At 61.5% G+C, this 12,398-nt stretch carries 9 protein-coding genes and 2 pseudogenes; 4 read left to right on the top strand and 7 right to left on the bottom strand.

The window, feature by feature from the left end; genetic code table 11:
• Window positions 1–15 precede the first annotated feature (15 nt).
• The 7 genes and pseudogenes from IQ26_RS28225 to IQ26_RS28195 all read right to left on the bottom strand — a co-directional run bounded on the left by IQ26_RS28225 (window position 16) and on the right by IQ26_RS28195 (window position 6,157).
• A complete protein-coding gene (locus IQ26_RS28225) occupies window positions 16–699 on the bottom strand; it encodes a DUF2971 domain-containing protein (protein WP_162458096.1) in 684 nt (227 codons plus the stop codon).
• Between the two features lies 1 nt (window position 700).
• Window positions 701–1,105 (bottom strand): GIY-YIG nuclease family protein, encoded by a 405-nt coding sequence (locus IQ26_RS28220; protein WP_208760226.1) that lies wholly within the window; start codon window positions 1,103–1,105, stop codon window positions 701–703.
• Between the two features lie 284 nt (window positions 1,106–1,389).
• Window positions 1,390–2,120, bottom strand: a pseudogene (gene istB, locus IQ26_RS28215) (IS21-like element helper ATPase IstB); the annotation flags it as partial.
• A 32-nt stretch (window positions 2,121–2,152) separates the two neighbouring features.
• Entirely contained in the window at window positions 2,153–3,355 is a 1,203-nt protein-coding gene (locus IQ26_RS28210) for an IS256 family transposase (protein WP_145721641.1), read from the bottom strand.
• Window positions 3,356–3,666: 311 nt separating this feature from the next.
• Window positions 3,667–5,004, bottom strand: a complete 1,338-nt coding sequence (locus IQ26_RS28205) for an ISNCY family transposase (RefSeq protein WP_145721640.1) — start codon at window positions 5,002–5,004, stop codon at window positions 3,667–3,669.
• A 558-nt stretch (window positions 5,005–5,562) separates the two neighbouring features.
• Window positions 5,563–5,829 (bottom strand): conjugal transfer protein TraD, encoded by a 267-nt coding sequence (locus IQ26_RS28200; RefSeq protein ID WP_145721639.1) that lies wholly within the window; start codon window positions 5,827–5,829, stop codon window positions 5,563–5,565.
• Between the two features lies 1 nt (window position 5,830).
• Window positions 5,831–6,157, bottom strand: coding sequence for a conjugal transfer protein TraD (locus IQ26_RS28195; protein ID WP_208760230.1), 327 nt, complete (start codon window positions 6,155–6,157; stop codon window positions 5,831–5,833).
• 172 nt (window positions 6,158–6,329) lie between these two features.
• On the opposite strand from IQ26_RS28195, the pseudogene traA reads away from it, so the two are divergent.
• The 4 genes and pseudogenes from traA to IQ26_RS28175 all read left to right on the top strand — a co-directional run bounded on the left by traA (window position 6,330) and on the right by IQ26_RS28175 (window position 12,125).
• Window positions 6,330–9,316: pseudogene (gene traA / locus IQ26_RS28190) on the top strand (Ti-type conjugative transfer relaxase TraA).
• Window positions 9,317–9,447: 131 nt separating this feature from the next.
• Complete coding sequence (locus IQ26_RS28185; RefSeq protein WP_145721637.1) at window positions 9,448–9,663, top strand: helix-turn-helix transcriptional regulator; 216 nt, start codon at window positions 9,448–9,450, stop codon at window positions 9,661–9,663.
• Window positions 9,664–10,035: 372 nt separating this feature from the next.
• Window positions 10,036–11,202, top strand: a complete 1,167-nt coding sequence (locus IQ26_RS28180; RefSeq protein WP_145721636.1) for a DUF2235 domain-containing protein — start codon at window positions 10,036–10,038, stop codon at window positions 11,200–11,202.
• Between the two features lie 425 nt (window positions 11,203–11,627).
• Entirely contained in the window at window positions 11,628–12,125 is a 498-nt protein-coding gene (locus IQ26_RS28175) for a reverse transcriptase domain-containing protein (protein ID WP_240547272.1), read from the top strand.
• Window positions 12,126–12,398 lie beyond the last annotated feature (273 nt).

Below are 12,398 nucleotides of genomic sequence, written 5' to 3'. Positions count from 1 at the left end.
ACCTCCTTGCCGCCGTTAGGGAGTCTGCGGACGAACAGGCGGCCACAAATTGAGCTGGCGTTGACGGGTGACCTCGAACTTGGCGAAGTCGCCCCGTGCCAGCATCACCTCGACGCCCATCCCCTTCACCATCTCCCGCATCTGCTCGTAGGAACGTTCGCGGAACTTCGGACCTGCAATGATTTCCTTCAATCGCAGGTTAGGCCCGAATGGCTGGAAGTAGTGCGTCTGGCCTTGGATGACCTCGGAGTTCACCAGTGGCAGTAGCCAGCGCCACTCGTCTTCATACGCCCAACCGTCAGACTTTATCCGCGCCAACTCTTTAAGGTGCTCAGGCCCGATTTCGGCATACGACGACAGTCCGAGGTCCGCCAGGCGCGGCCTCGTTTTGCGGTAACGGAGCTTGAAGAAGTCCCCTTCCGAAACGTCAAACCCAAGCACCATCCCGCGAAAGTTTTCGCCATAGTGCCCCCACATCTGCGGCTTCGACCACGTTTCGCTCATGCAGATGATGCCCTGCTCCAGGTCTAGCCGGCGGCGGTACGAGGACAGGTGGATGCGGTCGCGCTTGTCGTCGAGCGCGATGCCGATGAATTCGAAGGCGTCATTGAGGTCTTCGATACGGGAGACGCGTAGGCACCGCTTCTTGATGGCAGCGACCGCGTACTGGGCCTTCAGGAAGTGGTATAGCCGCCGCATGTCAGTGGGTCCTAAAGTCGTTGTAGGGCGTGTCCAGCACGGTTGCGACGTAGATTTCAAGCAGCGCCTGCCGCGTCTGGTCCGTTTCCTCAACATAGCGGTAGTTCATGTTGCGGATGCGCGTCTTGGCTGCTGCAAACTCCCGGATGAAGTCTTCCATGAGGGCGATCTCCTTGCGACCGCCCTCCTTCGTATAGCGGGCGGGGGGGAGGTCCAGCAGCTGGAATGCAATCCGGAAGGCGAAACTCGCCTGGTTGTGGCGCGACCCGTTTCGGGTGTGGAGGAAGTAGCGCTCGCGCAGACGGTTTGAACGGCCTACATACAGGGGCTCGTCACCCTCGCTAAACAGGTAGACGCCGCCGACGGGAATATTTGTCGGTGGCGGCGTACCGGCGTGCGGCGTCATCGCAATTAGCTTCTCGTAAGACGCGTGAAGGCCCTCAACCTTCTCCAGAAATCGTGGATGCATCGACCGCCCCTCCGTCGATCCCGAGCTTACTTCGGGTGTCTGTAAGATGCTGTCTTGGATGCCATATAGCGCCTCGAATGTCAGCGTCCCGTCATGGACGCATCCCCCGAAATCGCCGCCGGTGTGGCTCGTCCACAGAGCGGCATGGTCCCCGGCCACTGGTCTTACCCGCTCTAGGGTCAGATATTGTCCCTCGGAAAGGCGGCTTCACAGAGTATTTGTCAATCGGCGCGCAAAGTTGACCCCAGATCGCGTCCAATATTGACCCCCTCGTAGTGCGCGACGGTGAGCGCCCGACCGGGTGGAGCTGGTCTGGGTTGCGCAGCCCGGTCGGGCGCGTCGGTGAGACTTTCCGGCTTTAGCTTTGAGTGCGGTTCTTGAAGCGCCAGGATTCGTTGCCGGTCTCGATGATCTCGCAGTGATGGGTGAGCCGGTCGAGCAGAGCGGTGGTCATCTTGGCGTCGCCGAAGACGGCGGGCCATTCCCCGAAGGCGAGGTTGGTGGTCACGATGATGGAGGTCCGCTCGTAGAGCCGGCTGATCAGGTGGAAGAGGAGCTGGCCGCCGGCCTGGGCGAAGGGGAGGTAACCGAGTTCGTCGAGCACGACGAAGTCGAGGCGGGTCAGGTAGTCGGCGATGCGTCCCTGCTTGCCGGAGCGGTGCTCGGTCTCCAGCCGGTTGACCAGATCGACGACGTTGAAGAAGCGGCCACGAGTTCCGTTGCGGACGAGTGCGCGGGCGATCGCGATGGCCAGATGCGACTTGCCCGTGCCGGTGCCGCCGATGAGCACGGCGTTGCGCTGGTCGGCAACGAAGGCGCCGGTGGCGAGGTCGCGCACGAGCGTCTCGTTGACAGGAGTGCCGGGGAAGTCGAAGTCGTCGATGTCCTTGGCCAGCGGCAGCTTGGCGACGGTGAGCTGGTACTTGATGGAGCGCGCCTGCTTCTCGGGGACTGTCAGGAATTCTGTGCGCGAGGCCGGTTTCGTCATTGGCTGACGAACCTTTCGCCGAAGACGACGGCGAACTGGGTTTTGGCCTCGAACCACTCGCGCGGCGGTCGTTTCCAATCCTCGGCGGCGTGGTTCAGGACCAGATATAGCAGCTTCATGGCCGCATCGTCACTCGGGAAGTGTCCCCGGGTACGGACAGCGCGGCGCAGCTTGGAATTCAGCGCCTCGATCGCGTTCGTGGTGTAAATGATCCGGCGCACGCTTTCGGGGAAGGCGAAGAACGGCACCACGTGTTGCCAGTTGCGCCGCCAGCTCTGGGTGATCGCCGGATACCGCTGGCCCCAGTAGCCGGCCTCGAAGTCCTCCAGGGCCTTCATGCCGGCTTCGGCGTCCTTTGCCCGGTAGATCGCGCGCAGCGCCGGCACGACCGGCTTGCGATCCTTCCACGACACGAACTCCAGGGAATGGCGGATCAGATGCACAATGCACGTTTGGACCACGGTCTGGGGGAAGACGGCGTTGATCGCCTCGGGGAAGCCCTTCAGGCCGTCGACGACGGCGATCAGGACGTCGGCGACGCCACGGCTCTTCAGCTCGTTCATGACACGCAGCCAGAACTTGGCGCCCTCGGTCTGCTCGATCCAGATGCCGAGAATCTCCTTCGTGCCGTCCGGCAGGATGCCGAGCGCGATGTAGACGGCCTTGTTGCGCACGAAGCCCTCGTCCCTGATCTTGACCCGGATGGCATCGAAGAAGACCAGCGGATAGACCGCATCCAGCGGCCGGTTCTGCCACTCGGCCACTTCCTCCAGGACGGCGTCGGTGACGGCCGAGATCAGGTCCGGCGATACGTCGATGCCGTAGAGCTCCTCCAGATGCCCGCGGATCTCGCGCACCGTCATGCCGCGCGCATACATGGAGATGATCTTGTCGTCGAAATCGGGAAAGCGGCGCTGGTATTTGGCGATCAGCTTTGGATCGAAGGTTCCGGCACGGTCGCGCGGGATCGTCAGCGTCATCTTCGAGGTGCCCGTCAGCACTGACTTTCGCGAATGGCCGTTATGGCGATTGGCATTCCCCTCGCTGTTCTCGTCCTCAAGGTGCTCGTCGAGTTCAGCGTTCAGAATCCGTTCCGAAAGCGCCTTCTTCAGGTCGTCGAGCAATCCGTCCTTGGCAAACACCTCATTCGGATCGCGGCCGGCAAGCAGTTGGTCCAGAAGTTCCTTCTCGATAGCCATGTGATGATTCTCTCCTTTCCATCATCATGGCCTCGCGCACAGAATTCCTGACAGTCCCGCTTCTCGGCAACCGTCCTCTGGATCAGATAACTGTCCACACGACCTAGTCTAGTGTCCGTCCATAAACAGTAATTTTTTCGAAGTATTCATTGTAGCCGCCATGTAAATTCGAGGTATTTCTGACTGTTTTGGTGGCTCTATCTGCACGAAGCGTTAGAAGAGAAGTAGAGGTCTCTCGCCCTCCGCTAGTTGGCCCATGGTTGAACCGCCCGGCTGGGCGCCGGGTAGGCTTTTGCGAAGTCGGCGGTGGGTCAGTTCGACTTGAGGCGGGCGAAGAGGGCGAGATTGTAGGCCACCACCGAGGACCAGACATAGGTCTTGAAGTGGTCGAGCCCGCGCCAGGTGCAGCGGTCCAGGCCAAAAGCGCGCTTCAAACATGAGACGCCGGCCTCGATGCCGGCACGGAAGTTGCGCAGCTTGCGATACACCCAGCGGCTCTTGACCATGTCCTCGATCTTGATGCCGCATTTTTTGTGGAAGGCCATGTCCTTCACGCCCCAAGCCTTGGCCTGGATCAGATTGGCGCGGCTGGCATAGCCGCCATCGGCGGTCGCCTGACGTGGCGGCTCGCCATATCGGTCGATGTGGCGCTGAAGCATCGGCAGCAACCGCTCGCTGCCGGCCGGATTGCCGGCTTCGACGATGAGGTCGAGAACCATGCCGCTCCTGCCCGTCGTCAGGTTGATCTTATGGCCATAATGGACATCGCGGCCGCCCTTGACGATGATGTCGGCATGCGGTTCGAACAGGCTGACCAGCTTCTCGGCGGCCGGCACCGCCTCGCCGGCCAGCACCCGCCGCTCGGTCTGGGCGATGATCTGCTCGATCAGCGGTCGATAGTGGCGCAGTTGCTCCTGCCAGACGATAACGTCCAGGTCAGCCGCCGGGGTCAGCCGCTCCGCCGCCTGTCGGAGATAGCCCAGCGTCGTGCGGGTGATCCCGAGCAATTCGCGATAGAGTTGAACCCGTTTCGGGCGGCCGCGGGTGTATTGGATCGCCCGCGCCCGCTTCTTGGCCGCGCGGCAATGATCGTGCCAGGAAAGCGCGACGCTGCCCAATTTATCCACCTGCCGCAGCAGGCGAACCATCACCCGTACGGCGTCCCACAACAGGCTGCTGTCGCTCGGCTCGTGGATGAGGGCTGCGGTGACGGTGCTGTCCACACGTATCACCCTGCCGCTTTCCAGCTTCTCGTGGCGGGCGCTCGAAAGCAGCACCTCGTTGATGTCTTCCCAGGTCGAGGCCCGGATCGCGCTGATCGTCTTGTGCAGGACCGACTTCTTCGGGCTCCATCCCCATGGCAGCCGGGCAAACGCCCGGAACGAGGCGGAGTCCTCCAGGTGGAAAGCCAGTTCCTGGTAGCTGAGCTGGCGATGCTGCTTGAGCAGCGCGCAGCGCAGCACCGCCTCCGCCGGCAGGCCCTCGCGGCCGGTCTCCTTGACCCCGTGCCGGCGCAGATCGGCGGCCACCAGCCCGGTCAGGTGACGCCGCTCGTCCAGCCAATCTGACATGCCCTTCAGCTCACGGCCGATCTCGTGTCCGGCGAAAAGATCGAATACACTGGCTTGGACGGTGCGTTCTTGGCGCATTGTCGGCTCCGGGGGTGACAGAAAACGCTTTGGAATCAGTGGTATGATGCCAAAGTGTATCTGAAACCGCCGGAGCTTTCCTGCGGAAAAACTACGATTCATCAAGTAATTTCAACAACTTGCCGTTTATGGACGGACACTAGTCTAGTGGGGATACCAACAAACCTGTGGTTAAGAGCCGGTTTAGGTGCTCTCATTCGCCCGTTGAAATGAGCAGGCGGGGGCACAACAAAGTTCACAACGAAGATGGTTTTCACACACCCACCGGGTGGCATAGCTGACACGTAGATAAGCGCCGCTAATACGCCACAGCGCTTCACGCAGACCTCGCAGCTTTAGCAAAAATCTTCTGGCCATCGCCGAGACCAGGATAGCAGAGGGCAAGAGCGGGCTGGCGGAGGGATCACCCGACCTGCACAAGATGGCGGCTTGCCTGCCGTGAGGGCGGAGCCCTTAAACAGGCAAGCCAGGGTGCCGGATGAACCGTGTTTGCGCGGCAAGCCGCGCGATGGGGGGCAGCGCTGCGATATTTGAGGTCTCCGCGCCGCCCGCCATCGGTCATGCCCGGTCTTGCTGTTCCTGCGCGACGGTAGGCATCTCTTCTTTCCGTTGCGCCTCGAACGCCATCTTCCCCAGCTTTGTCCAGACGCCGCGCGCATGTGCGCCGTCTTCGCTGCGTAGCTTGTCGGCCATCCAGAGCAGCGCGCCGAGGATGGTGGCACGGTCATCGCCGGTCAGTTCCACGATGCCCGCCTTGACGACGAGACCACCCAGTTCGATCAGGTGCCGCGTGCGCTTGCGGCGCTCGACCTGCCATGTGCGCATGTCATGCCGCGCCCGTGCCGACTGATGGCGGTTGCGCGCCGCCCGAGTGCGTCGCAGCGCCGCGAGTGTTGCGCTCAGATGCCGGAGCAGATCGCCGTGAACGGCTCTCGAAAAACGTGGCTCCGCGTTTCGCCCATGCCTCCCGCTTTCCGGCTTCTTTGGTCTCCGCTAGCACGATCAGCGCACCCGCCAGTTCCTCGGCGCTGAGCGCATCGGCGCCGGTGGCGATCACCAGTTCGCCAAGCTGCTGCACCTTGCGGCTTTTAAGGTCTCGCGCCTTGTCCTCCAGCGCTTTGAGTTCCGCATCAAAGTCCCGTGGTTTGCGCATCGTCGTCTCCATGAGTTGTCGATGCAATGATGATAGGTGAGCACTTTTCCAAATGCTCCAGGGTTGCCGGGACGGCTCGGGACGGGCTGGTCGCTCCCGAGATTTTTTCGAGGGAGGGCGCGCTTATACGTCGTGCCGACGTGGGCTTTGTCGTGCAAATGATCCGGTCGCGATGGCGATCTATCATCTTCACGTCAAGGTCATTGGCCGCAAGTCCGGCTCCAGCGCGGTGGCGTCCGCTTACCGTTCGGCCTCGCGGCTGCGCGACGACCGCATTGACCGTGTCCAGGATTTTTCCGCCAAGCGCGGCGTCGTCCATTCCGAAGTCATGCTGCCGGAGAATGCGCCCGAAGCATGGCGTGACCGCGAACGGCTGTGGAACGATGTCGAGGCGTTCGAGGTCAGGAAGGATGCGCAGCTTGCCCGCGAGGTCGAATTCGCCCTGCCGCGCGAGATGAGCGTGCGCCAAGGCATCGAGCTTGCCCGCAACTTCGTGCAGTCGGAATTCGTGGAGCGGGGCATGATTGCCGATCTCAATGTGCATTGGGACATGGCAGAGGACGGCATGCCCAAACCCCATGCCCATGTCATGCTGACCATGCGCGCGGTAAACGAAAACGGCTTCGGCCCAAAGGTGCGGGACTGGAACCGGACGGAAATGGTCGAACGCTGGCGCGAACGTTGGGCCGAATTTGCCAATGAGCGCATGGCCGAACTCGACATAGACGCGTGCATCGACCATCGCAGCCTTGAAGCGCAGGGCATCGCGCTTGAGCCGCAAAGCCAGGTCGGCGCGCCTGCGCATCGGATCGAGGATCAGGGGACCGAAGCCGACCGCGCCGCGTTGCACCGCGAGATCGCGCGCGGCAATGGCGAACGCATCATCGCTAATCCCGACCTGGCGCTGGATGCGATCACGCATCAGCAATCGACGTTCACGCGCCGCGACATGGCAAAGTTCGCGCACCGGCACAGCGACGGGATCGATCAGTTCAACGAGGTGATGGATGCAATAGGAAACTCGCCCGATCTGGTCGAACTCGGCAAGGACGGGCGGAGCGAGGATCGCTTCACCACCCGCCAGATGATCGAGGCCGAACAGCGTCTGCACCACGCGGCGGAAATGATGGCCGAGAGGGAACGCCATGAGGTAAGCGATACCGACAGGCAGGCGGCATTGGCACGAGCAGAAGCGCGCGGACTTGTGCTGTCGGGCGAGCAGGCCGACGCGCTGGCGCACATCACCGACGGGCGCGATCTGGGGATCGTTGTCGGCTATGCCGAACCGGCAAGAGTGCAATGCTGGGCGTGGCGCGGGAGGCATGGGAAGCGGCGGGCTATCAGGTCAGGGGCGTAGCACTTTCCGGCATCGCGGCGGAAAATCTCGAAAGCGGATCGGGCATCGTCTCGCGCACCATCGCCAGCATGGAACATGGTTGGGGACAGGACCGGGATATGCTCAACACGCACGACATTCTGGTGGTCGACGAGGTGGGCATGGTCGGCACGCGCCAGTTGGAGCGGGTGCTGTCCCATGCCGCCGAGGCCGGTGCGAAGGTCGTGCTGGTCGGCGATCCGCAGCAGTTGCAAGCAATAGAGGCGGGCGCGGCCTTCCGCTCGATCCACGACCGTCATGGCGGGGCAGAAATCGGCGAGGTGCGCCGCCAGCGCGAAGGCTGGCAGCGGGACGCCACGCGCCATCTGGCGACCGGCAGGGCCGGCGCTGCGATCGATGCCTATGATTCGCATGGCATGGTGCATGGGGCCCGGACGCGCGAACAGGCACGCGGCGATCTGATCGACCGATGGGACCGCGACCGGCAGGAAGCGCCCGACGAAAGTCGCATCATCCTCACCCACACCAATGACGAGGTGCGCGCGCTTAACGAAGCCGCACGCGAACGGATGCGGGCGGCGGGCGACCTCGGCGATGATGTGCGGATCACGGTCGAGCGTGGCGAACGGAACTTCGCCAGCGGGGACCGCGTCATGTTCCTGCAAAACGAACGCGGCCTTGGCGTGAAGAACGGCACGCTCGGCGCCATCGAAGAGGTCAGCACGCAATCCATGTCGGTGCGCACCGACGACGGCCGCTCCGTGTGCTTCGACCTCAAGAAATACGACCGCATCGACCATGGCTATGCGGCGACCATCCACAAGGCCCAAGGCATGACCGTGGACCACACCCATGTGCTGGCGACGCCTGGCCTGGACGCCCATGGCAGCTATGTCGCCCTGTCGCGGCACCGTGACGGCATGGACCTGCATTATGGCCGCGACGATTTTGCCACGCAGGACCGGCTGGTCCGCACATTGTCGCGCGACCGGGCCAAAGACATGGCGTCGGATTACGAGCAACGCGATCCCGTGCAGGACTACGCCGAGCGGCGCGGCATCACTTTCCGCGAGCGTGTCGCCGAGATCGTCAATAGGGTCGTCCCGGAAAAGCTGCGCGACAGGATCGGCGGTCTATTCGACGGCCTGCACCTGTCCGCCGACGCTGCGCCTGGCCCGGAGGGAGGGAGGCCGGAACGGGAACGCGCTGGAAAGGAGGCGCAGCGCGAAGCCGTTATGCCCGTCAGAGACGCCTCCGAGGATGGGGAAGCGGGGCTGCGCCACGCCCGAACCGACGCCCTCAAACGTCATGCCCGCGCCGTGGACGCCGTATTCAGCATCGAAGACGCTGGCGGCAAGGCCGATCCGGTGCAGATGCGCGAACTGACCGATGCCCGCAAAGCCTTCGAGGAGGTGCGCCCGCATGGCTGGCGCGATGCGGAAGCCGCTTACGTTAAAGACCCAGACCTCGCCCGCGAGGCTGGCGCTGGCCGGGTCAACCGCGCTATCCGCGCCCTCCAGCTTGAAACCGAACTGCGCACCGATCCGGGCCGCCGCGCCGACCGTTTCGTGGAGCGCTGGCAAAAGCTCGACCAGACCTGCGATCGGCAGTATCAGGCTGGCGACATGGCCGGCTACAAGGCTACACGGTCGGCGATGGGCGACATGGCCAGAAGCCTCGGACGCGATCCGCAGCTTGAATCCATTCTTGCCGGCCGCAAGCAGGACCTCGGCATCTCGTTCGAATCAGGCCGCAGCCTTGGTCGCGAACTCGCCTTCCAACATGGGCTGGGGATCGGCAGGGGGCGAGGCATCGGACTCTAGACCCCGTCCGATTTACCGCCGTTTCCACGCCACGCTACGACGCGGTGGCAAACCCTCTTGCGCGTCCGCACCGGTCCGCCCTGTCTGGTCTCGACAGTTGTCAGAAATAGCCGGCAGGAGGCAGGCCAGCCATGCGCGAACCAGACCGTATCATTCGGCTCAAAACCATCCTTGTCCGGACCGGTCTGTCCCGGTCCACCATCTACCGCAAGATCGCCGAGGGCACCTTCCCGGCCCAGATCAGGATCAGCGTCAACGGCGCCGGCTGGCATGAATCCGACATCAACAGATGGATCGCCGACCCCGTCTCCTGGCGGCCAAAAAGCGAGTTCGACTTCGATGACTGATCGCGCGCGGCCTAGGCCGAAGCGCGGCTAGCAGCAGTGCGAAAATGGCCCAATCCACCAAGGACTGCCGCGATATGGCCGCTTTGCATCATGTCGGCCGTTCAGCAAGCCAAGGCGAACACTCAGAAGCGGACCTTGGATAGAGAGCCGCCCGTGTCGGCGGCAAGCGCCCTGTTGAGGGTTCGCTGCGGGACGCTCGTTTGGTTTGCCTCACTCTGTATATCTCGCCCTCCTTATCTTCGTAGCGCTGGCCGCTACGATCAGATATTTGAGCTTCGGCAGAGACCTGTACGTCGGCAGCTCGTTACAACGTCGATGCCGCATGCATTGTTCTGAGCAAAACCATAAAAAGCTCAGCCTGGGAGAAGAGCAATGGGATCGTTGAGCACGCCGACGCGGGAGCCGAAGAAGAGGCTTGCGCTCTTTCTTGACGGAACGTGGAATGCAGTTGGTACAAACACCAACGTTTGGCGTCTCCGGTCCCTTTGTGCGGACAAAGATGTCGAGGGTCGTCAGCAGCTTCGCTACTACGACACCGGCGTGAATGGCGTCGTCGGCGGCGGCTGGGGCAAGGGGCTAACTGAGAATGTGCAAGAGGCTTACAATTGGCTCGTAGAAAACTACGAGGACGGCGACCAGATCTTTATCTTCGGCTTCAGCCGCGGAGCCCATACAGCAAGGAGCCTCGCGGGCTTCATTGCTATATGCGGTCTCTTGAAGCCTGGCGGAGCGTTGGGGGTAGATCAGCTATACGAGCGGTATCGCAATGACGATGAACGCACGATCTATAAGCTGCCAGTCTTAGACTTCAGACGCATCACACTTGAGGAGCGGTGGATGCTGAAGTACTCCCGCCCCGTCGCGATTGAGATGGTTGGGGTCTGGGATACCGTAGGTGCGCTTGGAATTCCTGCTTTTAGTTTCGCTGGCGTTAGCAGTTCTACCCTTAAGTTTCATCATACAGGCCTCCGCAAACCAATCAGACACGGTTTTCACGCGCTAGCCATCGATGAACATCGAGGCAAGTTTGCGCCTACTCCCTGGACAGTTCGAACGAAGGTGGGGGAGGCGACGCCTGCGCCCATGCGGCCGATCGAGAGTGTCGAACAGCGCTGGTTTGTCGGCGCTCATGCAAACGTAGGTGGTGGTTGCTTTAACGACACGCTTGCCCAACTGCCCCTGCGTTGGATGATGCAGAAAGCATCAAATCTTGGCCTAGCTTTTCGGAACGAGCTTGAGCTGGATGGCGATGAACATCAGGGTGCAATCTCGGACTCCTACAAGGAATTCATGAGAGGCGCCTACTCTTGGGTGAGCGGCAGAAGTTACCGACCTATTGCCTCAGAACCCTTTGTGGGGACGACTGGAACCCACGCTAGGGTCAATGAAACAATCGACGTCTCCGTCTTCGAAAGGTGGCGCGACGATGCCGAATACCGCCCGCCAAATCTTATTGAGTGGGCAAATCGGAAAAAGATTGATCCGGCCGATGTGAGCCATTCCATCGTAGCGAACTCGCCGGCCATAGCCGCGCCATAAGCAAAAATGCCGCCCTTTGCGAACAGGTCTCGGCTGATTTAAGTTAATCGGCAGATACAATGTGGAGGGTAGCTTTGCGCCTCAATCTCAGACCTTCGGGTCTCCTTGCTTCTACCCCGAAAGCAGACACTACTGCTAGGCTACTACATGCCTGACGTCCCATAGGGGGCGCGAAGGCGCGATCATGCGAAGATTGCGGCGGAGGTGAAGGCAGTGTCTCGCGCCACCGAGAAAACGGCGGCTTGAGCGTATCGATCTTTCCAGTATACAAGGAGGCGTAGATCACCATGAGCACCGCTGGTAAGCAGGCTGGACGGGGTCACCCTTCGCATACGGGCTGTGTAACTGCGGCCTAAGAGCAAACGTCTCGACACATCTTGCCCGCCGAATGCATATGGTGAGCGGCGTGATTGGAAGGGGGCCCCGTGCCATCGGCTGCTCGAATTTTCGGCAAGCTCTATCCCATCGATATCCCTGCCGAGTTCAGCGATGAGGCGACGCTGCTTGCATACCTTGGCGTCAGCGCTCGCGAGCTGAAAAAGATATGGTGGTACCGCGGCAAGATGTATCGAGAGTTCTCGATCGCCAAAGGTAGCGGGAAGACACGTCTGATCTGCGCGCCGGACCATCGACTCAAGATCCTCCAGCGTAAGCTCGCGCCCCTGCTAGATCGAATTTATCGAGTTCGAAACCCAGTCCACGGCTTCGTGATCGATCGATCCGTCAAAACGAATGCCGAGGCTCATGGAGCGCGACGCTTCGTACTGAACCTGGATCTGCAAGACTTCTTTCCGACGATCACCGAGAACCGGATCATCGGCCTGCTGACGTCGGTCGGCCTTGATCGTCGGGTTGCTGAGATCGTCGCGAGGCTGGCTTGCTATAACGGTCATCTACCTCAGGGTGCACCGACCACTCCCTGAACGCAAAAGGTAACTTTGAGTTTGACCGGTCGATTTCGCTCGATCGTTCTCGTTCTGTGCTTGATTATCGTCTTAAAAGGTAATATGTATATGTCACATGCCGCGCTCGACGGATTTGCAGAAGACCGAACGGATCAATGCTGCCCATGGGTTTCTTGCGCGTGGGCTGAGCGTGGCGGAGGCAGCCATGGCGTTGTCGCGCCAATTCAGCATGTCCCGACGTCAGGCCTATCGGTATATCGAGGAGGCGCAGGCGATCGGCTGGCCGGTGCC

The organism is Mesorhizobium tianshanense (assembly GCF_007830515.1).
In the GTDB taxonomy this organism is placed as follows: Bacteria; Pseudomonadota; Alphaproteobacteria; order Rhizobiales; family Rhizobiaceae; genus Mesorhizobium; species Mesorhizobium tianshanense.
This window is presented reverse-complemented; position numbering and strand designations above follow the sequence as displayed.

Bases quoted from the DNA above. Each gene is read 5' to 3' on its own strand.
- IQ26_RS28210 (WP_145721641.1), bottom strand. From the start codon at position 3,355: ATGGCTATCGAGAAGGAACTTCTGGACCAACTGCTTGCCGGCCGCGAT.
- IQ26_RS28200 (WP_145721639.1), bottom strand. From the start codon at position 5,829: ATGCGCACATGGCAGGTCGAGCGCCGCAAGCGCACGCGGCACCTGATC.
- IQ26_RS28185 (WP_145721637.1), top strand. From the start codon at position 9,448: ATGCGCGAACCAGACCGTATCATTCGGCTCAAAACCATCCTTGTCCGG.
- IQ26_RS28205 (WP_145721640.1), bottom strand. From the start codon at position 5,004: ATGCGCCAAGAACGCACCGTCCAAGCCAGTGTATTCGATCTTTTCGCC.
- IQ26_RS28180 (WP_145721636.1), top strand. From the start codon at position 10,036: ATGGGATCGTTGAGCACGCCGACGCGGGAGCCGAAGAAGAGGCTTGCG.
- IQ26_RS28220 (WP_208760226.1), bottom strand. From the start codon at position 1,105: ATGACGCCGCACGCCGGTACGCCGCCACCGACAAATATTCCCGTCGGC.
- IQ26_RS28225 (WP_162458096.1), bottom strand. From the start codon at position 699: ATGCGGCGGCTATACCACTTCCTGAAGGCCCAGTACGCGGTCGCTGCC.
- IQ26_RS28195 (WP_208760230.1), bottom strand. From the start codon at position 6,157: ATGCGCAAACCACGGGACTTTGATGCGGAACTCAAAGCGCTGGAGGAC.